General features: G+C 55.7%; 22 protein-coding genes. 6 read left to right on the top strand and 16 right to left on the bottom strand.

From position 1 onward, the window contains the following. Positions 1-54: 54 nt before the first annotated feature. The 5 genes from brnQ to phoB form a co-directional block, all read right to left on the bottom strand. Positions 55-1,374 (bottom strand): branched-chain amino acid transporter carrier protein BrnQ, encoded by a 1,320-nt coding sequence (brnQ, locus tag QMZ30_RS07430; RefSeq protein ID WP_283226896.1) that lies wholly within the window; start codon positions 1,372-1,374, stop codon positions 55-57. A gap of 402 nt (positions 1,375-1,776) precedes the next feature. After that, on the bottom strand, positions 1,777-2,880 hold the full coding sequence (locus QMZ30_RS07425; protein ID WP_283226895.1) for a cobalamin-independent methionine synthase II family protein: 1,104 nt from the start codon (positions 2,878-2,880) through the stop codon (positions 1,777-1,779). Between the two features lie 166 nt (positions 2,881-3,046). Then, complete coding sequence (locus QMZ30_RS07420; protein ID WP_283226894.1) at positions 3,047-3,973, bottom strand: PstS family phosphate ABC transporter substrate-binding protein; 927 nt, start codon at positions 3,971-3,973, stop codon at positions 3,047-3,049. A gap of 18 nt (positions 3,974-3,991) precedes the next feature. Further along, positions 3,992-5,305 carry a phosphate regulon sensor histidine kinase PhoR gene (gene phoR / locus QMZ30_RS07415; protein WP_283226893.1) on the bottom strand — a complete coding sequence of 438 codons (1,314 nt, stop codon included), beginning with the start codon at positions 5,303-5,305 and terminating at the stop codon, positions 3,992-3,994. Between the two features lie 15 nt (positions 5,306-5,320). Next, the gene (phoB, locus tag QMZ30_RS07410; protein WP_283226892.1) at positions 5,321-6,010 is read right to left on the bottom strand and encodes a phosphate response regulator transcription factor PhoB; all 690 of its coding nucleotides are present in this window, start codon (positions 6,008-6,010) and stop codon (positions 5,321-5,323) included. A 197-nt stretch (positions 6,011-6,207) separates the two neighbouring features. Here phoB and sbcD point away from each other — a divergent pair, with 197 nt between their 5' ends. The 3 genes from sbcD to QMZ30_RS07395 all read left to right on the top strand — a co-directional run bounded on the left by sbcD (position 6,208) and on the right by QMZ30_RS07395 (position 11,955). After that, positions 6,208-7,419: an exonuclease subunit SbcD gene (sbcD, locus tag QMZ30_RS07405; protein ID WP_283226891.1), complete on the top strand. Its 1,212-nt coding sequence runs from the start codon at positions 6,208-6,210 to the stop codon at positions 7,417-7,419. Then, on the top strand, positions 7,416-11,093 hold the full coding sequence (locus tag QMZ30_RS07400; RefSeq protein ID WP_283226890.1) for an AAA family ATPase: 3,678 nt from the start codon (positions 7,416-7,418) through the stop codon (positions 11,091-11,093). Before sbcD ends, QMZ30_RS07400 begins: the two co-directional genes overlap by 4 nt. A 439-nt stretch (positions 11,094-11,532) precedes the next feature. Then, the gene (locus tag QMZ30_RS07395; protein WP_283226889.1) at positions 11,533-11,955 is read left to right on the top strand and encodes a cell envelope integrity TolA C-terminal domain-containing protein; all 423 of its coding nucleotides are present in this window, start codon (positions 11,533-11,535) and stop codon (positions 11,953-11,955) included. On the opposite strand, the gene qhpR is transcribed toward QMZ30_RS07395, so the two are convergent. After that, positions 11,915-12,976, bottom strand: a complete 1,062-nt coding sequence (gene qhpR, locus QMZ30_RS07390) for an AraC-like transcriptional regulator QhpR (protein ID WP_283226888.1) — start codon at positions 12,974-12,976, stop codon at positions 11,915-11,917. The genes QMZ30_RS07395 and qhpR overlap by 41 nt on opposite strands. A 163-nt stretch (positions 12,977-13,139) precedes the next feature. Then, the gene (locus QMZ30_RS07385; RefSeq protein ID WP_283226887.1) at positions 13,140-14,144 is read right to left on the bottom strand and encodes a phosphotransferase enzyme family protein; all 1,005 of its coding nucleotides are present in this window, start codon (positions 14,142-14,144) and stop codon (positions 13,140-13,142) included. A gap of 270 nt (positions 14,145-14,414) precedes the next feature. On the opposite strand from QMZ30_RS07385, the gene eat reads away from it, so the two are divergent. Continuing rightward, the gene (gene eat / locus QMZ30_RS07380) at positions 14,415-15,779 is read left to right on the top strand and encodes an ethanolamine permease (RefSeq protein WP_039334289.1); all 1,365 of its coding nucleotides are present in this window, start codon (positions 14,415-14,417) and stop codon (positions 15,777-15,779) included. A gap of 137 nt (positions 15,780-15,916) precedes the next feature. Here eat and mak read toward each other — a convergent pair whose 3' ends face one another. Beyond that, complete coding sequence (gene mak, locus QMZ30_RS07375) at positions 15,917-16,828, bottom strand: fructokinase (RefSeq protein ID WP_039334291.1); 912 nt, start codon at positions 16,826-16,828, stop codon at positions 15,917-15,919. A 145-nt stretch (positions 16,829-16,973) separates the two neighbouring features. On the opposite strand from mak, the gene rdgC reads away from it, so the two are divergent. Next, entirely contained in the window at positions 16,974-17,885 is a 912-nt protein-coding gene (rdgC, locus tag QMZ30_RS07370) for a recombination-associated protein RdgC (protein ID WP_039334294.1), read from the top strand. A 195-nt stretch (positions 17,886-18,080) separates the two neighbouring features. Here rdgC and ppnP read toward each other — a convergent pair whose 3' ends face one another. The 7 genes from ppnP to aroL form a co-directional block, all read right to left on the bottom strand. Next, positions 18,081-18,365: a pyrimidine/purine nucleoside phosphorylase gene (ppnP, locus tag QMZ30_RS07365; protein ID WP_021185889.1), complete on the bottom strand. Its 285-nt coding sequence runs from the start codon at positions 18,363-18,365 to the stop codon at positions 18,081-18,083. 104 nt (positions 18,366-18,469) lie between these two features. Next, positions 18,470-19,147: an AroM family protein gene (locus QMZ30_RS07360; protein WP_283226886.1), complete on the bottom strand. Its 678-nt coding sequence runs from the start codon at positions 19,145-19,147 to the stop codon at positions 18,470-18,472. 2 nt (positions 19,148-19,149) lie between these two features. Beyond that, on the bottom strand, positions 19,150-20,082 hold the full coding sequence (locus tag QMZ30_RS07355; RefSeq protein WP_283226885.1) for a DUF1177 domain-containing protein: 933 nt from the start codon (positions 20,080-20,082) through the stop codon (positions 19,150-19,152). A 15-nt stretch (positions 20,083-20,097) separates the two neighbouring features. Continuing rightward, positions 20,098-21,657 carry an OPT/YSL family transporter gene (locus QMZ30_RS07350; RefSeq protein WP_283226884.1) on the bottom strand — a complete coding sequence of 520 codons (1,560 nt, stop codon included), beginning with the start codon at positions 21,655-21,657 and terminating at the stop codon, positions 20,098-20,100. Positions 21,658-21,824: 167 nt separating this feature from the next. After that, entirely contained in the window at positions 21,825-22,577 is a 753-nt protein-coding gene (locus QMZ30_RS07345) for an IclR family transcriptional regulator (RefSeq protein WP_039334303.1), read from the bottom strand. A gap of 283 nt (positions 22,578-22,860) precedes the next feature. After that, positions 22,861-23,052 (bottom strand): YaiA family protein, encoded by a 192-nt coding sequence (locus tag QMZ30_RS07340; protein WP_039336029.1) that lies wholly within the window; start codon positions 23,050-23,052, stop codon positions 22,861-22,863. A 110-nt stretch (positions 23,053-23,162) separates the two neighbouring features. After that, entirely contained in the window at positions 23,163-23,687 is a 525-nt protein-coding gene (aroL, locus tag QMZ30_RS07335) for a shikimate kinase AroL (protein ID WP_283226883.1), read from the bottom strand. A 286-nt stretch (positions 23,688-23,973) separates the two neighbouring features. On the opposite strand from aroL, the gene QMZ30_RS07330 reads away from it, so the two are divergent. Then, positions 23,974-24,672: a DUF2076 domain-containing protein gene (locus QMZ30_RS07330; protein WP_283226882.1), complete on the top strand. Its 699-nt coding sequence runs from the start codon at positions 23,974-23,976 to the stop codon at positions 24,670-24,672. Here the strand turns inward: QMZ30_RS07330 and QMZ30_RS07325 are convergent, their stop codons facing one another. Continuing rightward, a complete protein-coding gene (locus QMZ30_RS07325) occupies positions 24,673-25,116 on the bottom strand; it encodes a YaiI/YqxD family protein (RefSeq protein WP_058973665.1) in 444 nt (147 codons plus the stop codon). Positions 25,117-25,125 lie beyond the last annotated feature (9 nt).

Genomic DNA, 25,125 nt, shown 5'->3' with positions numbered 1-25,125 from the left:
TTGAAAATGAAAAACCACGGGCAAGCCCGTGGTTGAAATTAACAGCAATGTTGCTTACTGATGAACAGCGACCTGTTCGCGTCCTTTTGCGCGATCCACCACCGCAGCAATCACCAGCATCACCAGCGATGGCGGCAACCAGGAAAGTCCCTGATCCGCTAGCGGCAGATGCTGACTAAACAGCGGCAGTACATCTTCAAAGTTAGTGGTTTTAATCGCATCCACAATACCAAACAGCAGGCTCACCAGCATGGTTGGCGCGATGATACGCGTGCTTTTGTTCCACCACTTCAACGTAAAACTCAACACCACCAGCACGATGCACGGCGGGTAAATGGCCGTCAGCACCGGAATGGAAATCTGAATCAAATGGCTCAGGCCGAGGTTCGACACCACCATGGAGAACAGACCCAAAATAAATACCAGCGTCTTATACGACAATGGCAGGTATTGCGCAAAAAATTCGGCACAGGCGCAGGTCAGGCCAACAGCCGTCACCATACAGGCCACGAAAATCAGCGCCGCCAGGAAGAAGCTGCCCATGCCGCCGAAGGTCTGTTGCACATAGGCGTGCAGAATCGCCGCACCGTTCGCATTCTGATCGACCAAGCCCGCACTACCGGAACCCAGTTTAAACAGGCTGAGGTAAACCAGCGTCAGGCCGACACCGGCGATCACGCCCGCCAGCATAGTGTAACGCGTCAGCAATTTGGCATCTTCCACACCGCGAGAGCGCGCAGCATTCACAATAACGATACCGAATACCAGTGCGCCCAAGGTATCCATGGTCAGGTAACCATTAACGAAACCGCTGGAAAACGCAGCACGCTGGTAATCCGCTGTCGCCGGTGCAATACCGCCCGCAGGCCACAGCAGTGCTGCCACGCCCAGAATAGTCAGCGCCACAATCTTCAGTGGTGCGAGGAAATGACCGACGGTGTCCAGCAATTTGCCCGGATACAGGGAAATACCAATCACCAGCGCAAAGTAAATCAGGCTGTAAATGAACAGCGGCAGCGCGCCATCACCGGTCAATGGCGCAATCCCGACTTCAAAGGAGACGGTCGCAGTACGCGGGGTCGCGAACAGCGGGCCCACGGCCAGATAGCAAACGGTGGCTAACAGCAGACCTGCCGCCTTGCCAATCGGTGAGCTCAGCGCATCAATGCCGCCGCCAACACGTGCCAGGGCAATAACGGTCATCACCGGTAAGCCAACAGCCGTGATCAGAAAGCCAAAGGCGGCAACCCAGACGTGTTCGCCAGACTGAATCCCCACCATCGGTGGAAAGATAATGTTTCCTGCGCCAACGAACAGGGCAAACGTCATGAAGCCCAGCGCCAGGATATCCTTGGAGGTTAAACGATGTGTCATAAACTTCTGTACTGCCTGTAGCTGATGTTGCGGTGGAAGTTGAGTTCGTGTTGTCCTCTGGATGCGCGTAAACAAGGGCTTAACTGATGGAATCAGTGCGTTATGCGGGCCTAATCGTTAAAGCGCAGGTGATTTAAACTACTTTTCTTCTGTTCGCAGAGGGATAAATCGACAACGGCGCAAATTAAAACGTTTATAGCGAAGAAAGGCAATACGGGATCGGAAAACCAGAAGGATATAGCAACAAAGTAACACAAAGCAGTGAATCAGCGGGAGATAGGCGTAAAACACCTCAGATGATTTGCTTAAAGTTTCCGCATCGCGGGAGATCTCCTTGCAAAAATCGGCTTATGGATGCACAAAAGGCGCGATTTACGCGCCTGTTTGCACAAGTTTACAGCATCACCACACTTGTTTAGCGATATCGACCACCAGACGAATCTTCTGCCACTGCTGCGCTTCAGTCAGGCTGTTGCCCTCTTCGGTCGACGCAAAGCCACACTGTGGGCTCAGGCAGATCTGGTCAAGGCTGACGAACTGCGATGCTTCTTGCAGACGGGCTTTCACCTGAGCAGGATCTTCCAGCTCACCGTTTTTGGTGGTGATTAAACCCAGTACCACTTGCTGATGACCCGGCTTGATAAAGCGCAGCGGTTCAAAACCGCCTGAGCGCTCGTTGTCATACTCAAGGAAATAGGCATCGATATTGACCTGACCAAACAGAATCTCCGCCACTGGCTCATAGCCGCCTTCGGAGATCCAGGTCGAACGGAAGTTACCGCGACAAACATGCAAACCAATGGTCAGATCGGCAGGTTTATCTTCCAGCGCTTTATTCAGCACTTCGGCATAGATACGTGCCAACTCTTGCGGATCTTCACCACGTTCACGGATCTGCTGCTGCTGATCGGCCGAGCAGAGATAGGCCCACACGGTGTCATCCAGTTGCAGAAAGCGACAGCCTTCGGCGTAAAACGCGCTGATCGCATCTTTATAGGTCTGCGCCAAATCAGCGAAGTACTCTTTTAAATCAGGATAGACGGTGGCATCAATCACCTTACGCCCACCGCGGAAGTGCAGCACGCTTGGGCTGGGAATGGTCATTTTTGCCACCGCATCACCGGCAATGCTCTTCAGAAAACGGAAGTGTTCCAGCATCGGGTGATTGGGATTGAAACCCACTTTGCCAGTGACTTTGACGCCGTGCGCTTTGGTCTGCACGCCATTAAATTGAATGCCCTGCTCGGCTTCAAACAGCTCAACACCCTGTAGATCGCCAAAGAAGTCGAAGTGCCACCATGCGCGACGGAATTCACCGTCTGTCACCACCTGCAAACCGTTGGCACGTTGCTGTTCAACCACATGACGGATCTCAGTGTCTTCCACCTGACGCAGCTGCTCCGCGGTTATCTCACCGTTGGCAAACTGCACCCGCGCCTGCTTGATGGCCGCGGGACGGAGAAAACTGCCGACGGTATCGGCACGGAACGGATGATGATGTGACATGTGCACTCCTGGCTAAACGCATAATTGCGTCAGGGTATAATTTCGCGTGGTTATTTTTAGCCATCTGGACGGCTATATGTCCATGAGAGTGACACGCTATGCCTCAAAGGGCAATGGAAGAAAATTCAGGTGACGTGAATAAAATTCATGATCGGCGACTGCTGCTTCAATTTCCTTCAATGGCTGCGCGTGCCTGCGCCATTTGGCTTTCGGAAAGCGGCAGATAGCCCGCTTCGGTGACGCGCCGTTGCCCTGCTGGTGATAACACCTGATGCAGGAAAGCACTGACCAGCGGCGGCAAGGGTTTGCCCGGCGCTTTATTCACATAAATATAGAGAGGACGAGACCACGGATAGCGGCCGCTGCGAATGGATTCGGCATCGGGCATCACGCTCGCGCCGCTGGCCGTCTTGATCGGCACCATTTTTACGCCGCTCAGATGGAAACCGAAGCTGGCATAGCCAATGCTGTTGGGGGTGCTCGCCACCGCTTGCACCACGGCAGCCGAACCCGGAAATTCCGCGACGTCAGCGCGAAAATCGCCTTTACACAGCGCCTGTTGTTTAAAGAATCCCCAGGTGCCCGAGGCTGAGTTACGGCCAAAGCGCTGAATGCTGCGTGTTGCCCAGTCAGCCTGATTCAATCCGAGATCGCCCCAGCGCTGCGGTACGCTGTGCGCGCCACATAAGCGGGTCACGGAGAAGAGTGCATCGAGTTGCGGTTGGTCGATATCGGGGAGCGGGTTGTCCTGATTCACCACCACCACCAGCGCATCCATGGCAACGGGTACAGCCAGCGGAGGATAACCATAGCGTGTGGTGAACAGTTGGCGCTCATCAATCTGCATTGGGCGGCTCATGGCACCCAACTGGGCGGCACCCGCCGCCAGCGCGGTGGGCGCGGTAGAGGAGCCCGCCGCCTGCACCTGAACGTTAACGCCAGGTGACTGACGGCTAAAATCCTCGCCCCACAGCGTCATCAGATAGCCGAGGGTATCGGAACCCACGCTGCTCAAATTGCCGGTGAGCATGGTTTGTTGGCCCTGCGCCAGCGCAGAGCATAACAGCAAAGTGAACAGCAACAGCGATTTCATCAGGTTATCCGGTGGCGTTTACTGCGCCACATTCTCGTAGATTCCCTTTGTCACAATCAACCGTGGCGGAAGAAGAAAACTAAAACAGGTTTCCTGATGCGGGATACTGGTGATCTCCAGTCGCGCATTGTGATGGCTCAACGCATGTTTCACGATCGCCAGCCCCAGGCCGCTGCCGCCCGTTGCGCGTGAACGGGCTTTATCCACTCGATAGAAGCGCTCGGTCAGACGTGGCAGATGCTCTTCACTGATCCCCGGCCCGTTATCACAGACCTTAAACTGCGCGCCCTCTTTGGTACGCAGCCAGCTGATATCGAGACGCGTGCCATCTGGCGTGTGATTCACCGCGTTGTAGACCAAATTGGAAATGGCACTCCGCAGCTGCTCATCATTACCAAACACTTTGAGGTGCGGATCAGTGTGGAAATGGATACTGTGACGGCCCTGGCTCAGGGTTTCAGCCTCACGCTGCAACAACAGCAGCATACCTGGCACATCCACGGTCTCTTTCAAATCGATGGCCGGTGCTGCTTCGATACGCGACAGCGTCAGTAATTGTTTCACCAGGCTATCCATACGACGTGTCTGCTCCTGCATGGTGTGCAGTGCCTTGCCACGCGTGCGCTCGTTCATTGTCGCATCGTCCATCATCTCCAGATACCCCTGCAACACCGTTAACGGGGTGCGCAGTTCGTGGCTGACGTTAGCGAAGAAATTACGCCGCGCGCCTTCCAACTGGTGCATCTGGGTCACATCACGCGCCACCATCAGCCACTGCCCTTCACTGTAGGGCATCACGCGGAACTCCATATGATGCTGGTTGTTGAGCACCAGCGTCAGTGGCTTATTAAAATCGCGCTGACGGATATAGCGAGAAAACTCAGGATAGCGCAGCAAATTGAGGATGTTCTGACCGTTATCCTCCGGCCAGCGCAAACCCAAATGCTGTTGAGCCAGTCCGTTGCACCAGAAAATCGTGCCCTCTTCGGTGGTCAACACCACAGCATCGGGGAGCGATTCCGCACCGCTGCGAAAACGCTTTATCAGATTACCGAGTTCACGACGGCGACGTCGGTTACGCAGTTGCATCTGGTACAGACCGTAAAACAGCGGCTCCCAACTACCGCGCCCGGAAGGCGGCGTCATGGAGCGATCAACCCACAACCAGTGCGACAGACGCATCAGGTTTCTGAAGTGCCAAAACAGCACGCTGGATACGGCAATCAGCAGCAGCCAGGGCAGATAACCGAACAACAGACCGAGCACCAGCGCAGGCAAGCAAACCAGCGCCAGCTCGGTCATTAATCTCTTCCAGGAGAGTCGTTCCAGCACGGTAAAAGACTCCGTTTAGTAGCGGGCAGAGAAACGATACCCTGTTCCGCGTACGGTTTGAACCATGCGATCGTGACCTGAAATTTCCAGTGCTTTACGTAAACGACGGATATGCACATCAACCGTACGATCTTCGACGTACACGTTGGTGCCCCAAACGTGGTTTAACAGCTGCTCACGGCTGTAAACACGCTCCGGATGCGTCATAAAGAAGTGCAGTAATTTATATTCCGTCGGGCCCATTTCCAGCGGGGTGCTCTCCGACATCACCCGATGCGAAGAGGGATCCAGGCTCAAGCCCTGCATCTCAATCACCTCTTCCACTGCCATCGGCGAGATACGACGCATCACCGCTTTGATACGCGCCATCAACTCTTTCGGTGAGAAAGGTTTGGTGATGTAGTCATCCGCACCCACTTCCAGACCGCGTACGCGATCCTCTTCTTCACCGCGCGCCGTCAGCATCATCACCGGGATGTCGCGCGTCATCGCTTCACGTTTCAAATGTTTAATAAACTGAATACCGCTGCCACCCGGCAACATCCAGTCCAGCAGAATCAAATCCGGCCACGGCTCGATCAGCTTACCAATCGCGCTGTCATAGTCCTCGGCCTCAATAGGCTGGTAATCATTCTGTTCCAGCACGAAACATAACATTTCACGGATGGGAGCTTCGTCTTCCACAACCAAAATGCGCTTAGCCATTATAACTCCTGCTGTTGTGACGGCTTGTCACTGGGATTTGCGGCGTCATTATGCGTCAGTTTTGTGACACTTTTATGAAAAACCCCACCTATGATAAATAGTTAAAAAACAGAAATGTGACAACGATTAGCGCTTTTTTTTCTTTGCGATCTGAAGAGGTTATACTTCTTGCTCGCTTAACCAAGCACGGAGTTTTCATGCGCATCATACACACGGCGGATTGGCATCTCGGTCAGTTCTTTTACAGCAAAAGCCGCGCGGCCGAACATCAGGCATTTCTTGACTGGCTACTGGAGCAGATTCAGCAGCATCAGGTCGATGCACTGATCGTCGCCGGAGACCTGTTTGATACCGGTTCGCCACCCAGTTATGCGCGTGAAATGTTTAACCGCTTTGTGGTGGCATTGCAGCCCACAGGGTGCGAGTTGGTAGTGTTGGCAGGAAACCATGATTCCGTTGCCACCCTCAATGAGTCGCGTGAACTTCTTGCCTGCCTGAATACCCGCGTGATCACCAGCGCCACGCCACAAGGCGAGCAGCAGGTGCTGACGCTAAAGCAGCGTGATGGCACACCGGGCGCGCTGCTGTGCGCCATCCCTTACCTGCGTCCACGGGATATTCTGCGCAGTCAGGCCGGGCAATCAGGCCGTGAAAAGCAAATCTCCCTGCTGGAGGCAATTGAGCAGCACTACCAGCAGTGTTACGCGGCGGCCCTCACACAGCGTGGCGATCAGCCACTGCCTATCATCGCCACCGGCCATCTCACCACCGTGGGCGTCACCAAAAGCGATTCAGTACGTGATATCTATATCGGCACGCTGGATGCCTTCCCGGCGCAGGCTTTTCCCCCTGCCGATTACATCGCGCTTGGCCATATCCATCGGGCGCAACGTATCGCCGATAGCGAGCATATCCGCTACAGCGGTTCGCCAATCCCACTCAGTTTTGATGAACTGGGCCGCGATAAAAGTGTGTTCCTGCTCGATTTCAGCCGCCAGTTAGACGCCGTCACACCGCTCACCATTCCGCTGTTCCAGCCGATGCAGATGCTCAAAGGATCGATGGCGGAAATTGAGTTACAGCTGACGCAATTCAGCGAGGGAGACGGCGAAAAACCGGTCTGGCTGGATATTGAAATCACCACGCAAGAGTATCTTAGTGACCTGCAGCGTCGCGTCGAACAGCTCACCGAAGCGCTGCCCGTGGAAGTGCTGCTGGTGCGACGTAGCCGTGAGCAGCGCCAGCGCAGCCTGGCACGCATGGACAATGAAACCCTGAGTGAGCTGAAAGTGGAAGAGGTGTTTGCTCGCCGTCTGGCGCAGGAGGATCAGCTGGATGCCGAACAAGCCGATCAACTGACGCAACTGTTTCGCACCACCCTCGCCGCGCTGGAGAACCCGTCCGCATGAAAATTCTGACGTTACGCTTTAAGAATCTCAATGCGCTGCGCGGTGAGTGGTTTATTGATTTCCGCCGCGAGCCCTTTGCCAGTAACGGTTTATTTGCCATTACCGGTGCCACCGGCGCGGGCAAAACCACGCTGCTGGATGCGATTTGTCTGGCGCTGTATCACCAGACGCCGCGCCTCGGTGTGCTGTCGCAGACGCAAAATGAACTGATCACCCGTGATACCGCGGAGTGCCTGGCTGAAGTGGAGTTTGAGATCAAAGGTGAAGCCTGGCGCGCGTTCTGGAGCCAAAACCGCGCACGCGGCCTGGCCGATGGCAAATTGCAGGTGCCGCGTGTTGAACTGGCGCGCGTGGCTGATAACCAAATTGTTGCCGATAAAGTTGGTGACAAACTCAAAGCGATTGAAACCCTCTCCGGGCTGGATTTCGCGCGCTTTACCCGCTCGATGATGCTGTCGCAGGGCCAGTTTGCCGCCTTCCTGAATGCCAAACCGGGAGAACGCGCCGAGTTGCTGGAAGAACTCACCGGCACCGAAATCTACGGGCAAATCTCGATGCAGATTTACGAGCGCTGGCGCACCGCACGCAGCGAGTTAGATACGCTACGCGCCCGCGCGGGCGGTATGCTGTTGCTGGATGAAGCTCGGCGCGATGAACTCAGCCAACAGTTACACACGTTAGCCACCGAGGAGAAAACCCTCAGCGAACAGCTGGAGCAAGCGCAACAGCATCAGCAGTGGTTAACGCAATCCCAACAGCTGACGCAAGAGCAGCAGCAGGCCGAGCAGGCAGGACAGAGCGCTGAACACGCATGGCAGCAGGCCGAAGGGGATCGCCAACGCTTGTCACGCGCCGAGCCGGCAGAAAAACTGCGCGATAAGCTTCAGCAGCGCGAGCAGCTACAGCGTGATCAACAGGCGTTGATGCAGCAGGCTCAGCAGTTACATGTCCAACAGCAAAAGGCTCAGGCGGCGCTGCAGCAGGGTGAAACTCAGTATCAGGCAGCGCAGCAGGCGCGTGAGCAGACCGTTTCCGGCCAGCAGCAACTGGAAACCTTGCTGACCGAACAGGTTATCCCGCTTGATCAACAGCTTGCCAGCGGTGCGCGGCAAATTGCCGATCAACAACGCCTGCACACCCAGCAACAGCAGGTGGTACAACAGAGCCAGGCCGCGGTGAGCCAGCATCAACAAGCGAGTGAACGCTTACAACAGCAATTCGCGCAGCAGCAGGATTTCCGTCAACGCGAAGCGGCGGTGGCCAACTGGGGAACGGAACTGACGAGCTGGCAGGCGGATATCGCACGTCTTGAAGAGCGCGAGCAGTCGCTGACACAGCTTACTGCCCAGCAGCAACAGCAGCACACACAGCTTTCACAGCAGCAACAGACGATTACCGAACATGCGCAGGCGCTGCACCCCTTGCAGCAGGCTGAAGCACAAGCCAGCCAGCAACGCCAACAAGCGGAGCAGGCACTCACTTCGCTAGAAGCCGAGGCCCAGACTATCCAACTGCGTGAAGCCCTGGCACTACATCAACAGCAGCGCCCTGCCCGCCAGCAACTCAGCCTGCTGGCGGCGCGTTGGCAATCCCTGCAACCGCAGCACCAGCTGCGGCAACAGAAACTGGCGCAGCTGCAACAGCAGCATCAGCAGCAGGAATCGGCTTTACAGGCGCTGCGTGACGACTACAAGCGTGAAAATCAAACGCTGCTCGATATCCGCAAGATTTGCGAACTTGAGCGCACTATCGCGCAGTTAGCCGACGAGCGCGCCAAATTGCAACCCGACCAGCCCTGCCCGTTGTGTGGCTCCTGTCAGCATCCGGCCATCGCGCAATATCAGCAACTGCAGCCCGGTGAAAACCAGCAGCGACTGGCAGCACAGGAAGCATTGGTCGCCAAACTCAGAGAGGACGGCACCGCCAAAGGCGAGCAGCAGAAACTGTCACTACAACAGCAGCAGGTTTTGCAGCAGGAGATCTATGAGTTCGACCAGCAGATTGCCACCGCCAACCAGCAGTGGCAGCGTTTGAGCAGTGAGCTGGCACTTACCTTCACGCTGGATCAGCAGGATGATTTCACCGCCTGGCAGCAGCAGCAAGACACACAGGAGAACTCACAGCAGCAGCAACTCCAGCTACGGGAACAGGCGGCGCTGGCACTGCAACAGGCAAAAGAGGCTCATCTGCTTCAGCAGCAGCAGCTGCAACATCAGCAAAATGCCCAGCAGCTGGCACAGCAACGGCTGCAAAGCGCGCAGCAAACGCTTGAAGAGCTCAATCAGCGTGAGGGGCAAGAACGCAGTGCCTCACAGCAATTGGCACTGCAGTTGGAACATCAACTGGCAGCCCATCAGCTGGCGCTACCCGAACGCGCTGCGCGTACTCCGTGGCTGGAAGCGCTACAACAGCGCTGGCAAGCCTGGCAGCAGAGCGAAAGATTACTCAGCGAGTTGCAACCGCAATTAGCCAAAGCGGAGAGCGAGCAAGGTAGCCTGCAACAAAATTCGTTACGCGAACAACAACAGCTGGATGCATTGCAGCAGACTCTTCATACCCTGCAACAACAGCAAAACGAGCAGCAGCAGCAGCGCCATCAGCTGTTTGGCGATCGTTTGGTTGCAGATGCCCGGCAGCAGCAACATGCCGCGCTACAGCAAAGCGAACAGCATCTGGCGCAGCACCTACAACAGTGGCAGCAGGCGCAAAGCCTGTTGCACAGCCTCAACGGACAGTGCGAACAGATAGACAGCCAACAGCAGAGCATGCTGACGCGGGTGCAGACGGCGGAAAACGCGTTCCTCACCGCGTTGCAGCAGAGTGATTTTAGTGACGAAGCAGCCTTGCGGGCTGCGCTGCTGGATGAACAGGCGTTCCTGCAGTTACGCCAACGCCTGCAAACGCTGGAGCAACAGCGCCAACAGCAGCAGACATTGCGCCAACAGTTGGCACAGCGTGTTGCCGCCCATCAGCAGCAACGTCCTGCCACCTTGAGTGATGAAGTTGCCGCCGGGCTGGTTGAACAGTTGGCATCTCTGCGCCAGACACTGCGCGAGAATGCCCGCCAGCAGGGTGAGGCGCAGCAGCAGCTTCACAGCGATGCCCAACAGCGTCAGCAGCAGCAATCCTTGCTGACACAAATTGCAGATGATGAGGTGTCACTGGCGCAGATTGGGCGACTGAATGATTTAATCGGTTCAGCCAAAGGTGACAAATTCCGCCGCTTCGCCCAGGGATTAACGCTGGATCATCTGGTGTGGCTGGCGAACCGCCAGTTGGACCGTTTACACGGCCGCTACCTGCTGCAACGCCGCGTCAGTGAAGAGCTGGAGCTGGAAGTGGTCGATACCTGGCAAGCCGATGCCACCCGCGACACGCGAACACTGTCAGGCGGCGAAAGCTTCCTGGTGAGTCTGGCACTGGCGTTGGCCTTGTCCGACCTGGTCAGCCATAAAACGCGCATCGAATCCCTGTTCCTCGATGAGGGCTTCGGCACCCTCGATGCCGAAACCCTCGATACTGCACTGGATGCCTTGGACGCGCTCAACGCCAGCGGTAAGACCATCGGGGTGATCAGCCACGTTGAGGCAATGAAAGAGCGTATTCCGGTGCAAATCAAGGTGCGTAAGATGAACGGGCTGGGCTACAGCAAGCTGGAATTGCCGGGGGAATAATCCAGGGAGCGCGATAAATCGCGCCGTTAAAAAATCTGCGGTGCCGTAGTGGCGTCATGGCTTCAGACAATGTGCCCTTTTTGACAACCCGCACTGAAGCTAATGAGCTGGCTGGGGCCGCACCGGGGCAGGCATTCCGCAGCGCTGAACGGCGTGAGTATGCCAGGAGAGCCCGCAGGACGCGGGCGAAAGGTGGCGCTGGAACAGGGATGTTCCATCGGCACCGGTCCGTTAAGGCAGACGAATGAAGTGAAGGTACCGCGCAGCGGCGCGAGGACCGCCGGCCCCGGTGCGGCCCCAGACGGCGTTAACACCAGTCGCTTAACTGACAAGCATTACGCAATGTATTACGCAAGTTAAGAGTCAGAGCAATGCCATAGCGCATTCCCCTGCCCGCCAGATAAACTGGCTGCAACTTCCCTTAACAGCAGCCAAATGAATGAACTTCTTAATCCGCATCGCAGGTTTGCTCGCGTTAGTGACGCTGCTCAGCGCCTGCCAACACGCAACTTCTCCTGCCCCCGCAGCCCCTGTCGATAACCTCTGCCAGCCGCAAACTCAACCCGGCAGTGCATCCTGCAAATGGGCTGATGAGATGCAGCATCGTCTTAATCGGCAGTTTCAGGACGCCGCACGTTACGCGGGGCAACAATGTCTGGTGCAGTTGGAGTGGCAAAACAGCGGACGTTATGCGGTGACGCAAACACAAGGTGACGAAACCCTGTGCCTGCGCGCCTGGCAGTTGATTGGTCAGTCGAAAGGTTTACCGCCCCCGCCGGATCGGACGCAACCGGCGTGGTTCGGTTTTGCACCCCATAAGTCTAGCTCGCCAGCCCATCCTGCCGCCACTGGCGCGGGCTGATGCCGAACCAACGGCGGAAGGCGCGGGAAAAGGCGCTGACTTCGGAATAGCCCAGCAAAAGCGCCATTTCAGAAATCGGTAGCTGCTTCTGCTGCAAATAGTGCGTCGCCATCTCGCAGCGCACTTTGTCCACCAGCGCGGTGAAACTGATGCCCTCTTCACGCAGTCGCCGTTGCAGTGACCAGCTCGACAAGCCCATTTTCTCCGCGATCTCTTCCAATACGGGTTCGCCCTGCATCAGCGACAAATTCACCTGTGAGCGCGCCTGTTCCACCACGCTCTGAACGGATGCATTGCTATTCAGACGACGAATCGCATCCTGCATCACCATCAACAGCATCGGGTCCTGTTCCGGCATGGCCCGCAGCAGGTCACGTTTGGGGATCAGCAGCGAATTAAAGGGTTGATCGAACCACACCGGTGCATCAAACACTTTGCAGTGCTCATGCCACTGCTCAGGGCGCGGGTGCTCGAAATGCACTTCGCGCGGTGCCCAGTTTTTCCCAGCTACGTGGCGAATCAGATTGAGGAACATGCCCAGCGTCAGTTCGGCATCCTGGCGGCGTGAAAGGATCGCACCATGCCGCACCTGATAATCCAGTCTCCAGCAGTCGCCTTTATCCACCAGTCGTGTCAGGGTGTCGTGCTGATGCCAGGGAAAAGCGTTCACCACGTTATGTAACGCCTGTTCAAGCGTAGGTGAGCACAGCCCGATGTAGCCAATCAGACCTAATGACTGCGGTTTGAACTGCCTGCCGTAGTGCAAACCGAAGTTATCAAAACCTGAGTGACGCGCCGCCTCTTCCATCACGCGGCAGTAGTTGACCAATCCCAGGCTGAGCGTGGGACTCGCCAGCAGTTCGGAATCAATCCCGCTGATGCCAAAGATACGATCGACATCACCGCCCTTGTCAGTGATAAAAGTGCTCAAACCCGTCGCAGCGGCCGCCAGCACGCCGCGATTGTTGGCCTGAGCCGAGAGCGTGCTCAATGCTTCAGAAGGGGTTATCAGTGATTGCATGGGAACCTCACAAGGAACGCGCGAGTGGAACATAGGGAGGGATCCAGCAATTTTCGTACCAGGCGTGGAAAATGATAATAATTCGATACGACGTTGTAGCGGCGCGATCTATCTCGCAATACATTGCGCCGCTACGATGCATAACTGATCATTCGTGGTGCAACTACACCCCAACTGGCAGCTGATTGGTTTCCAGATAGCGGCGACACAGACGCACAGAGTGATCGGCCCAGCGCGGCCCAAGGCTCTGCGCCATCTCCGTCTCCGCGTGTGTGCCCATCCACGCGGTCATTTGAATGCGGCGCTGAATCAGCAGCGTTGGCACCAGCGCCATCTCCTCATCGCTAATGTGCGCGACGCGCTCGTAACCCTGGATCCAGTTATCAACCCATTCAGCGGCACGTGGATGATGCTCGACAAAGCTGATCGCCGCCGCCAGATCGTGCAGGTACCAACCCATGCCGCAGTCATCAAAATCGATCACTCGGGTTTCACCCTTGTGCAACAACAGGTTGGTGAGACGAAGATCGGCGTGGATCAGGCCATAGCGATCGGTGCCTTTGCCGAAGGTTTGCAGCTCTTGCCCGACACGTGCCACCGCTTCCTCCACGATGCCGTGATCGGCTGGATTGAGGTTAGGCGCATCCTGCCAGCGCCCCCAATGGCTGTGATCGCTCACCATGGTGTGATGATCCCAGATGATGCGCTGAAAACCAGCGGGTTTCTGCCAGTTGCGGCTGTGCTGATGCAAGCGTGCGGTGATGTGACCCAGTTGCTGAAACGCTTTGGGATCGACATCGGTGGTCGGCATGTCACCTTCGATCCAGTGGAACAACACCGCATGACGCACGCCCCCTCCCGCCATGCTCAGCGACAACACGGTTTCGCCATCTTTGGCGGGAATGGCCTGCGGTACCATGATGCCAATATCACGCAGCGCATCCAGCCACAGTAACTCACTCTGAATATCGGCTTTGCTGTGATAGTTAGGACGATGCAGGCGCAGCGCATAACGTTGACCACCCGCCGTCAGCAGGAAGGTGGCGTTTTCGGAACGGCACAGGAGTTTCAACTCGCCTTGCAATGGCGCGGGATAACAGGCCAGCGCCTGCTGCGCCAGCACGGTGATTTCTACGTCGGTAAGGGTATCGGCTTGTTCGGCGCTCATTCATCAATCTCCAGCATCAATCTCAAGGGTAGCAAGTGTTATCAGCATGGGATGACCTCGTCCTGACTGCTTGACCGCAGACAACCCAAAGTTGACCGCAGCGTGCATCTGGCACTTTTTTTGCCTGTAAGTTGACAGTGGATGACAAAACTCACTGCGCTCGCGTCAAGTTTTCCCGCCACCGGCAGCGGCATTATCCATTCACTGTAGTGCATAGAACAAAACAGCGCGGTGCAGCCGCCGCATAACAATCACGACGGGGAGACGATTATGACGAGTAAGCTCAAACCCACGCTGGGCACTCTGCATTTGTGGGGTATCGCGGTTGGTCTGGTAATTTCCGGGGAGTATTTTGGCTGGAGTTATGGCTGGGGCGTGGCGGGTACGCTGGGGTTTCTCATCACCACCGCGCTGATCGCCACCATGTACACCTGTTTCATTTTCAGCTTTACCGAGCTGACCACCGCCATCCCGCATGCCGGTGGTCCGTTTGCTTATAGCCGCCGCGCCTTTGGTGAAACCGGCGGCTTGATTGCTGGCCTGGCCACGTTAATTGAATTCGTGTTTGCCCCACCGGCCATCGCCATGGCCATCGGTGCGTATCTCAATGTGCAGTATCCCGACCTCAACCCGAAAACGGCAGCGGTCGGCGCTTACCTGGTGTTTATGACGCTGAATATCCTCGGAGTGAAGCTGGCCGCGATGTTTGAGTTGGTGGTCACGGTGCTGGCGGTGCTCGAACTGCTGGTGTTTATGGGCGTGGTCTCGCCGGGCTTTAGTATCGCGAACTTTGCCGCCAATGGCTGGGCAGGCAGCGATCATTTCGGTATGCCTGCACTCTCGGGCATCTTCGCCGCGATCCCGTTTGCCATCTGGTTCTTCCTCGCCATTGAAGGGGCTGCCATGGCCGCTGAAGAGGCGAAAGATCCGAAACGCACCATTCCAAAAGCCTACATCACCGGGATTTTGACGCTGGTGGTCTTGGCGATTGGTGTGATGCTGCTGGCCGGTGGCGCTGGTGACTGGCGTAAGCTGTCGGATATCAACGATCCGCTGCCGCAGGCGATGAAGATGATCGTGGGCGAGCACTCAAACTGGATGCACATGCTGGTATGGATTGGTTTGTTTGGTCTGGTCGCCAGCTTCCACGGCATTATTCTTGGTTATTCACGCCAGTTCTTTGCTCTGGCTCGTGCCGGCTATCTGCCGCCAGGCCTGGCGAAGTTGTCACGTTTCCAGACACCGCACCGCGCGATTATTGCGGGTGGCGTGATTGGCATCGCGGCGATCTACAGTGATGGGCTGATTAACCTACAGGGAATGACACTGACAGCCGCGATGATCACCATGGCGGTGTTCGGGGCCATCGTGATGTACCTGATGAGCATGCTGAGCCTGTTTAAGCTGCGTCGCACGGCACCGGATATGGAACGTAGCTTCCGCGCGCCGGGTTATCCCATTATCCCGGGTATCGCGCTGGTGCTGTCACTGGTGTGTTTGATTGCCATGCTGTGGTTCAACCCGGTAATCGGCGGGCTGTTCGTGGCGATTATGGTGGTGGGATATCTTTACTTCCTGGCCACGAAGACCCAGCGTGAGAACGCACCACAGGATGCAATGTTGATGGGGGAGTAACATTTTCCCTCACCCTAACCCTCTCCCACAAGCGGGAGAGGGGATTGATCCAGCCCTCATTCATCTCTGTCATTTATCCTTAGCAGCGTCTCCCTCTCCCGTGGGAGAGGGCTGGGGTGAGGGCATCAGGCCGCACGCTAACCCTTCAGCGGCCATAACCACGCCGCACCGCGCACGCCGCTGGAATCACCGTGAACCGCTTTCAACACTGGCGTTTCACATTCGCGACCAAACACCCACTGCTTCATCAGGGCAGGCACCGTCTGGTAGAGGCGGTCGTTGTTGCTCATGCCGCCGCCCAGCACGATCACATCGGGATCGAGCAAATTCACCACCTGCGCCAGCGATTTCGCCAAACGCATCTCGTAACGGCTCATCGCCAGTTCTGCCACGGGATCCTGCTGCTCAATCAACTTAATGATCTCCGCTCCTTTCAAGGTTTTGCCACTCAAACGCTGATAATCGATGGCGAAACCGGTGCCCGAGACAAAGGTCTCAATGCAGCCTTGTAAGCCGCAATAACATGGCACTTCGGCACGATGGCGTAACTCGTCTTCGTCCATCCATGGTAGTGGGTTATGGCCCCACTCGCCCGCGTTACCGTTGCCACCAATCCGCGACTCACCGCCAATCGCCACGCCCGCGCCGGACCCGGTTCCAATAATCACGGCAAACACCAGCGGCTGCCCTGCTCCAGCACCATCCACCGCTTCAGAAACCGCTAAACAATTCGCGTCGTTGGCAATGCGCACGTCACGATTCAGCGCCTGCGCCAAATCCTTATCCAGCGGCTGACCATTCAGCCAGGTTGAGTTGGCATTTTTCACTCGCTGGGTATAGGGCGAGATCGTCCCCGGAATGCCGATGCCTACCGTGCCCTTTTCGCCGGTTTTCTCTTCTGCCAGCAGGACTAAATCGACAATCGCCTTTACGGTGGCTGCGTAGTCATCGCGCGGGGTATTGACGCGGTGGCGAAACAGCTCTTGCCCCTGATCGGAGAGCGCAATCACTTCAATCTTGGTACCGCCTAAATCAATCCCAATACGCACGATTTATTCCTCATTATTCGTTCAGGTGACAGATACAGTAGAAGGCTGAATCGGGAAAGGCAATGAAACCAATCCGATGTTTCGCTATCATGCGCGCTGACTTTGAGACTTGTGCGCCCGATCGCACCCACGGTAAGGAATCCCGATGTTGTGGTTTAAAAATATGATGGTTTATCGTCTGAATCGTGACATCCCGCTGTCCGCAGACGATCTGGAAAAACAGCTCGACGCCTTCACCTTTTCGCCGTGCGGCAGTCAGGATATGGCGAAAACCGGTTGGGTGTCGCCGATGGGCAACCGCGGTGAAGCGCTGACGCATGAAATCAACGGTCAGATTGTGATTTGCGCACGCACCGAGCAGAAGATATTGCCCTCGCCGGTGGTAAAACAGGCGCTGGAAGCCAAGATCGACAAGCTGGAAGCAGAACAGAGCCGCAAGCTGAAAAAAACCGAGAAAGACTCGCTGAAAGATGAAGTGCTGCATAGCCTGCTGCCACGTGCATTCAGCCGTTTTAGCCAGACTTTCATGTGGATCGACACCGTTAACAACCTGATCATCGTTGATTGCGCCAGCGCCAAAAAAGCAGAAGACACCTTAGCGCTGCTGCGCAAAAGCATCGGTTCACTGCCGGTAGTGCCGCTGACGCTGGAGAATCCGATTGAGCTGACGCTGACCGAATGGGTGCGCTCTGGCGAACTGCCAGCCGGTTTCGCCTTGATGGATGAAGCGGAGTTGAAAGCGATTCTGGAAGAGGGCGGCGTGATCCGCTGTAAAAAGCAGGATCTGATCTCCGATGAGATCGCCACCCACATTGAAGCCGGTAAAGTGGTCACCAAACTGGCGCTGGACTGGCAGGAACGTATTCAACTGGTGATTGCGGACGATGCGTCCATTAAGCGTCTGAAATTCAGCGACACGCTGCGTGAACAGAATGATGATATCGACCGCGATGACTTTGCGCAGCGCTTTGATGCCGATTTCATTCTGATGACCAGCGAACTGGCCGCGTTGATCAGTAATCTGGTAGAAGCGTTAGGCGGCGAAGCGAAGCGCTAACGCTGGTCTGGAGAGTCATCTGCATTCCTGTTCAGGATTGCAGATTATCGTTGTACTTGCGCTTAACATTTACCCTAAATAATTCACGCTGCAGGAAGGCGGCAAGAGTGGGAATCCCCAGGAGCTTACTGGAGTAAGTGACTGGGGTGAGCACTCGTAGCCAACGCACCTGCAGCGCGAAGTATGACGGGTAAATTAAAGGTAGCGGCACAAATAGGATGTCGGCTCTGCCACCTGCAGATGGAATTCGCTGTGGCCCGGCACGTTGAATACGGAACCCGCTTCGTACCATTTCCACTCAGACTCACCTGGCAGCAGCACTTTCAGCGCGCCACTCACCACCGTCATCTCTTCCGGCTGTCCTGTACCGAAGGTGTACTCACCTTCTGCCATCACGCCAACGCTGGCACGGCCAATGGTTACGCTGTCGAAACCAATGGATTTTACTTTTCCGTCGAAATACTCACTTACGTTGAGCATGTTACTTCCTCACAGCACAATAGGGTGACAGGCAGATTACAAGGGAACTCGCTGATCTGTCACGCGAAAAAGCAGCGCAGATCGCGAGTTGTGATCGGCCTCAGTCACAGGATCAATTCAGCCGCCAGTTTCGCCACCAGCACATTCGATAACAGGACCGGAATACCCAACATTTTCTGCAGGAAATCACGGTGCTTTTGGTGGTAGCCAATGCAGTCGAGCACCACCACATCCGCGCCCTGCTCTTGCAGCGATAAGCCCGCTTCAATCAGGTCATTCTGCTGCGCCAGATAGGGGCTGGCGACGGCAAAGCACGGCGCACTGTTGAGGTTACGCCACTTACTGGCTTGTTCTGCAATCTGCTCTTTCACCGGTACCACAATACCGATCTTATGATCCTGCACAATGGCACTGACCAACGGCGGAATAATACGGTCCGGCTCCAGTAACAGCGCCTTTTGCGTTTTCAGCGTGCCAAATTCACCGGTACACAATAGCAGGATGGTCTCGTAGCCCTGCTCTTCCAGCGCATTAATTTTACGCTGCAGTCCCTGCTCAACTTTTGGTCCCGACAGGCGCACTTGCTCGCCGCTGGTCATCCGTGAGACCAGCACCTTCTCACCCGCATCCGGGGCATAGAACTGCTCCACTTCGGCCAGTGTCAGGCCATCCAGTAAGCCAGCGTGAGCGACCTGCTCAGCGGGCAGATGATCCTGTAGCAGCGGCAGAATGTCGCTACGCGGGGACTGACCAATCGTTAAGGTAACCAGGGACTGTTTCATACTTAGGCCTTCCGCGAGCGCAGGTGACTGAGACTACCATACAAAGATAGCAGCAACGCGTACTCTTGCTGATCATAGAACTGACAGGTTTCACGCCCGAACTCTTTCGCGACTTCCACGGCAAACTTCACCGTGGCAGCAATATCGACTTCGTGGCTGGCACCCGTACCACAACCCGGCACCACTGACTCGGCGCAGATCGCCACGCCCACCACAGGCACATCGGTCGCGGTCGAGGGCTGCAGGATGCTGTTCAGGTGATAAACACCGTTGCCGTATGGCGTGATGTCCTGGGTGGTGATCGGGAAGGTCACCGCAGGCTGGCCGCTGGTCATCTCCATAATGCGCAGCAGATCTTCTGACACGCGCAGGATGTACCCCTCTTTCACCGTTGGTGAAATCGCATAGCCTTTATGATTCAGGATGCGGTTACCTTTGGTGGTATCGATAGAGAGAATCGCGTCGACGCCGTCGATCACTTCGTTATCATTCATGGTGATGTCATCGCAAGGCGAATCCATGAAGTCCACTGGCTCATGCGGGCGCGTTGGGGCATCCGGGCAGATGTGGGTCGTGATGATCACGTCACCCGCCAACACATCCCCTTTGGTTTGCATCTGCGCCAACTTCAGCGCACTGCTTACAGCAGCCACTGCACCATCGGCATCCGAGACCATACCAATACGCGTTGGACGCGCACCGATGCCGCCCAGACGACCGACAATACCCAAAGTGGGTGCCGTGCCGCCTTTGCTCTTGCCCTGCGCACCGGGAATATCGATGCGCACGAAATCGGTACGCCCTTTTGGACCGGTCACGCGTTTGAAGCTGGCGGTCACGCCGGGATAGCCGGCAAAGAGATCCACCACCTGCTGGCCATCCACATAGGCGCTGTCGAGTAACTCAAAAACCTGCAGTGTCTGCTGTAAACTCATATTGAATTCCCTGGGTTATTTCTTGGTGCTACTGGCAAAAAGTGAATGGAAGAAGCTATACAGCGCGTCGCCCGCAATAAACCCTGCGGCCATCACCTCCATCGGTGAACGTCCACGCTCGCCCCACACACGAATAATCAGGATACGCAGCGCGATCCCCACCATCACCGCCCAACCCGCAGCGGCGTTATTGATTAACAAACCGGTGGCCAGCAAGACGCCCAACTGGCGTTTCGGTCCACCGATAAACTGGATGATGGCACCCGGAATCGCCCACATCAGCAAGCTTCCCGCAATGCCCGGTTCTGCACCGGCTTGAATGGTTTTCGCATAAACACGCGCCACTGGCGGCAACAGGTTTTCGGCGAAGAACAGGTTGTGCGCGTACCACACCACCGGAATACAGATCACGAAGGCAATCATGGCGGCGATCAGCTGGATGCGACGGCCCCACAGCTCTTGCTGCATGTCTGCACCGTTGCCGCGCAGGATAAACCCGGCTTTCAGGTCGTAACCCATATCCGCAAAGGCCGGTCCGGTGGCGGCAGTGAAACCACACAGTAAGCACAGTGCCAGGGGCGGGAAACCAAGCAAAATACCGAGAATCAGGGTAATCAGTGCAACGGCAAAGGCCGGGAACCAGCCAGAGTGCATCGCGGCGATGCCGACAATCAGCTCATGCACAAAGGCTGCAAATGCCGCGTAAACGATAAACAGCACCAGCATCGGCAGGCCCATCTGGCTCCACAACCCGCCCGCCAGCGCCAGCAGCGTTGAGATGACGATGTAACCCACGGTACCCAATCCGAGTGAACGCTTCACTTCGCTATCGCTACGGCTGACATTGAGCTGCTCGCTACGACGGCTGACAATCACCTGCACCACCTGGATCAGCGCCACCAAACCTGCGCCGACCATCATACCGTGTGGGATATACAAGGCGTTGATATCGATACCCGCAACCGGTTGCGCATAAGCACGTAACAGGAAACCAATACCGAGCATGCTCAGTGCCCAGATGTTGCCGATAAAGGCGGTGCCAAAAGCGGACATCGGGATTTTCAGCATAGAGCCGGCGATACCGCCCACAATACCGACTACCAGCAACCACGCCTGACGGCCGCCCTTGTCGCCCGCTTTAATCGCTTCCGCCGCGGCGACGCCCGGAGGCCATGCATTACTGGCTGGGAACACGCGGGTATCAAACAGGCGATAAAGCAGATAAGCATCCAGCAACATGGCCGCACTGACGCCAACAAACAGCGGCAGCACCAGCTGTGGCTCGCCCAACGCCCACGGCACTGCAATTGGCATTAACAGGCTGTTGGCGGCACCAAAGGTGGCTGAGGAGATAGCGGTTTGCGCCAGGTTCTGCACTTCGATCGAACGATAGCGGCGGAACCATTGCAGAGGAATGCGCGCCAGGAGCATGGCAAACAGCGCGCCGATAATAGAGGTATTGGGTGTCACCCCAATGGTGGTAATAAGTTGAACCCCGATGATGGCACCCGCTACGGATAGCAGAACCAGCATTAAGCCCACGCCGAAACTTTTTATTGGATTATGTTGACGCATATTATCCCCGTATTTTCACCCTGTAGAAAACGCGAATACGTTTAATGCCCGTCACGCGGGACACTAACGTTTTTTATAAATCGTTCCCTGATTTTTGAAATAGGCAGGTCCGAAGACCTGCTATTTCCCTGGTGTGGCGCGAATAAACGCCTTTAAATCGAAAATAGTTAAGCGCCGTATTTTTCGGCCATCAAAGCAGCCGTTGTGCGCAATTCGCTGAGCAGCGCTTCCGGATAACCCGGGGCCGCCTCTTGCGAAAGAAACGAGAGACACAGTGCGGCACTTTCACCGCGATGTTTATTAGTGACCGCAACCGCTAACGAACTGATACCCGGCAGCGTCTCATTGCGCGCCAGTGCCCAGCCTTGCCGACGGATCACCGCTAATTCTTCACAGAGTGCATCAAGGTTGAGCGGTGAGTTCACCGAAGCGGCTTGCCAGTTATTGGCAAAACGCGCGCGCACCTCTTCATCACTTAATTGCGCCAGCAGCACACGCCCGGTCGAGGTACCGGAAAGGGAAACGCGCGAGCCTGGCGGTGTCACTAACTGCGTGAAAAAACGACCGTGATACATGCGCATCACCAGTACATCATCACCATCAAGTACCGAGATATATCCCATGCAGCCACTGCTGGCCGCGAGGCGCGCCATGGCGGCTGAAGCACTATCCACTAATGGTGTCGATAAATAATGCCCGGCAACCGACAGCAGCACACGACCAATCTGGAAACAGCGACTCTCTGGATCACGCTCAAGCAATCCTTCACTTTCCATGGTCGCCAGCAGGCGAGAAACCGTACTTTTCGGCAAAGCCAACGCCTCAACCACCTCGGTAAAGGTCAGGCCCGGATGGCCCTGCGTTACGCCAAAACGCTGGAACAGCTTAAGAACGGCAGCAGCATTTTCGAGTGTGGTCATGGTAGTAGTTTCGCTATGTGGAACTCAGTTCCTATATCAATACCCCGAAAGTAAATCGTGACGTTTGCAGGGTCAAGCGCAAATTTTGAACCGGCTAAAATAACGTCGATTTAACGCAGCATAAAATACGGTACACAAAGAAAATGAGGCGATGTTATCAGGCCGGATTTCACTATTTCAGCGTGGGATATAACTTTATGTCGGCTGAACAGGCTTTCTGTGGGAGTTGGAAATTAATCTTTAATTACGGGAAGTCATTAATTGGCGTCCTTGCCTGCGGTCATTAATCTTTGTCAGCATCTTCATAACGCGCTTTGGCATCCTGAGCTTCGGCTTGCGTTTTATGTTCACTGATTAATGAATCGGGTTTCGGATGGTCGGCACGCAGCTCATACCATGTCACCGTGTTGCCTGCTGCGCCTTTTTCGACAACAACAATGCGCGCTTCTCGCGGATAGGGTGGTTTAGTTGGCATAGATTTCCCTCTACTGTCAGATTTCCACACGGACAGCGGCGATCCCCCTGTCTCTATTCAGTATAGACAATGGAGGATCACAGGAAAAAAGAAGGAGTTATCTGAAGGCGTTAGCTGGCGCGCGCGAGTGACAAAGATTGCAGAATCTGATCAACAACCTGATCGGGCGCCTGCATTGCGTTCACTTCATGGTGCGCGGTCTGGCGATAGAGATGTGCACGTTCACGCAGGATATCACTCATCTCTTCCGCTATCGGGCGGCCGGTGAGTGTCGGGCGCTGTCCCGCTTCGGGTTGACGTTCAAGACGCTCAGCGAGCACGGTGGAGGGCGCATTCAGCCAAATCACCTGACCATGCTCGCGCATATAGCGACGATTCGCCTCAGCCAGCACCATTCCGCCACCGGTAGCGATAACGGTACCCGGCGCTGTGACGGCATGCAGCGAGTCACTTTCACGTGCACGAAAGCTATCCCACCCTTCAGAGGCGACAATTTCCGCTACGGTACGTTGCGTGGTGAGTTGCAGATGGTGATCGGTATCGCTAAAGGCATAGCCCAGCGCTTGCGACAACGCCTGGCCGATAGTGGTTTTACCGCAACCGCGTGCGCCGATCAGATAGATGGGTAATGACATCCGGGCTCATCCTCCGCCGTATTTCTGCCGCGCGGGCAAAGTCATCAGGTCAATATTGCGTCGCATGATACCTGGATTTTATTTTGTCAGCCACCCGCGAAGCACGAATTACGCGTGTTTACCGCCATCAATTTACTACCACATTGAAATTGTTAAGGAAAATGATGCGCGATCCGTGCATCTCCGGATTTGTAAGTCCAGGCAACATTTCCTTACCAGGCCGTTGATTTACTTTCTGTCACGTTGCCCACATATAAGGGGGTACGAATCATTGGAGGTTCACACCATGCAAAATGAAGAACAGCAGTTAATCGAAAATCTGTTCAGTCGACTGAAACAGGCTGAAACCCAGAGCGGACCGCGCGATGCCGGTGCCGAGCAGTTGATCAAACAACATTTACAGAGCCAGCCTGGCGCGCCCTATTACATGTCTCAAGCCATTCTGATTCAGGAAGCCGCATTGAAAAAACTCAATGCGCAGGTGACGGATCTGGAAAATCGTTTGGCTCAGGCACAGCAACAGCAGGCGCCGCAGCAGAGTAGCGGCGGTTTCTTGTCGAGCTTGTTTGGTGGCGGTTCACGTTCGGCTGCGCCACAACAGCAGCAACCGGCGTGGAACAGTGCCCCACAGCAACCTCAGCAGCCATACGCTCAGCCACAGCAACAGTATGCCGCTCCGCCCGCGCGTGGGACAGGTTTCCTCGGTGGTGCCTTGCAAACTGCCGTTGGCGTGGCGGGTGGTGTGGTGATGGCGGATATGCTCACCAGCATGTTCCACCACTCTCAGCCGGAAGAGATTGTGAACATTATCAACGAGCCGGCACTGCCACAGGTGGACAATAGCCTCGATACTTTCAACGGTAACGACAGCAACAATGCCTTCCTGAATGACAACGCCAGCTGGGATAACAACAGCTTTGCGGATAATAACGACTTCAGCGATTTTGGCGGTGGCGATTACGACGACGATGACAGCTTTGTCTGATCAACGCTGACGTAGCCACTTATCCAGTTCATTCGCAAACAGTTGGCGGTCGCGTTGGTTTAACGCCGACGGGCCGCCGCTCTGCACGCCACTGGCACGCATCGTTTCCATAAAATCACGCATGGTCAAGCGCTGACGAATGGTATCCGGTGAATAGCGTTCACCGCGCGGATTCAACGCCGCTGCGCCCTTCTCCAGCACTTCGGCCGCCAGTGGAATATCTCCGGTGATCACCAACTCACCCGGCTGCACGCGTTTCACAATTTCATTGTCCGCCACATCAAAACCCGCTGCGACCTGCAGCGTCTTTAGCCAGGGAGATGGCGGCACGCGCAAAGGTTGGTTCGCCACAAAAGTGATGGTGATTTTGGCGCGTTCTGCGGCACGGTACAGCACTTCTTTGATGACATTAGGGCAAGCATCGGCATCGACCCAAATTGACATGTCTTATCC

Source organism: Pantoea sp. EA-12 (genome assembly GCF_030053355.1).
Taxonomy (GTDB): Bacteria; Pseudomonadota; Gammaproteobacteria; order Enterobacterales; family Enterobacteriaceae; genus Pantoea; species Pantoea vagans_C.
This window is presented reverse-complemented; position numbering and strand designations above follow the sequence as displayed.

Bases quoted from the DNA above. Each gene is read 5' to 3' on its own strand.
- brnQ (WP_283226896.1), bottom strand. From the start codon at position 1,374: ATGACACATCGTTTAACCTCCAAGGATATCCTGGCGCTGGGCTTCATG.
- QMZ30_RS07425 (WP_283226895.1), bottom strand. From the start codon at position 2,880: ATGTCACATCATCATCCGTTCCGTGCCGATACCGTCGGCAGTTTTCTC.
- QMZ30_RS07420 (WP_283226894.1), bottom strand. From the start codon at position 3,973: ATGAAATCGCTGTTGCTGTTCACTTTGCTGTTATGCTCTGCGCTGGCG.
- phoB (WP_283226892.1), bottom strand. From the start codon at position 6,010: ATGGCTAAGCGCATTTTGGTTGTGGAAGACGAAGCTCCCATCCGTGAA.
- sbcD (WP_283226891.1), top strand. From the start codon at position 6,208: ATGCGCATCATACACACGGCGGATTGGCATCTCGGTCAGTTCTTTTAC.
- QMZ30_RS07400 (WP_283226890.1), top strand. From the start codon at position 7,416: ATGAAAATTCTGACGTTACGCTTTAAGAATCTCAATGCGCTGCGCGGT.
- QMZ30_RS07395 (WP_283226889.1), top strand. From the start codon at position 11,533: ATGAACTTCTTAATCCGCATCGCAGGTTTGCTCGCGTTAGTGACGCTG.
- qhpR (WP_283226888.1), bottom strand. From the start codon at position 12,976: ATGCAATCACTGATAACCCCTTCTGAAGCATTGAGCACGCTCTCGGCT.
- QMZ30_RS07385 (WP_283226887.1), bottom strand. From the start codon at position 14,144: ATGAGCGCCGAACAAGCCGATACCCTTACCGACGTAGAAATCACCGTG.
- eat (WP_039334289.1), top strand. From the start codon at position 14,415: ATGACGAGTAAGCTCAAACCCACGCTGGGCACTCTGCATTTGTGGGGT.
- rdgC (WP_039334294.1), top strand. From the start codon at position 16,974: ATGTTGTGGTTTAAAAATATGATGGTTTATCGTCTGAATCGTGACATC.
- ppnP (WP_021185889.1), bottom strand. From the start codon at position 18,365: ATGCTCAACGTAAGTGAGTATTTCGACGGAAAAGTAAAATCCATTGGT.
- QMZ30_RS07360 (WP_283226886.1), bottom strand. From the start codon at position 19,147: ATGAAACAGTCCCTGGTTACCTTAACGATTGGTCAGTCCCCGCGTAGC.
- QMZ30_RS07355 (WP_283226885.1), bottom strand. From the start codon at position 20,082: ATGAGTTTACAGCAGACACTGCAGGTTTTTGAGTTACTCGACAGCGCC.
- QMZ30_RS07350 (WP_283226884.1), bottom strand. From the start codon at position 21,657: ATGCGTCAACATAATCCAATAAAAAGTTTCGGCGTGGGCTTAATGCTG.
- QMZ30_RS07345 (WP_039334303.1), bottom strand. From the start codon at position 22,577: ATGACCACACTCGAAAATGCTGCTGCCGTTCTTAAGCTGTTCCAGCGT.
- QMZ30_RS07340 (WP_039336029.1), bottom strand. From the start codon at position 23,052: ATGCCAACTAAACCACCCTATCCGCGAGAAGCGCGCATTGTTGTTGTC.
- aroL (WP_283226883.1), bottom strand. From the start codon at position 23,687: ATGTCATTACCCATCTATCTGATCGGCGCACGCGGTTGCGGTAAAACC.
- QMZ30_RS07330 (WP_283226882.1), top strand. From the start codon at position 23,974: ATGCAAAATGAAGAACAGCAGTTAATCGAAAATCTGTTCAGTCGACTG.
- QMZ30_RS07325 (WP_058973665.1), bottom strand. From the start codon at position 25,116: ATGTCAATTTGGGTCGATGCCGATGCTTGCCCTAATGTCATCAAAGAA.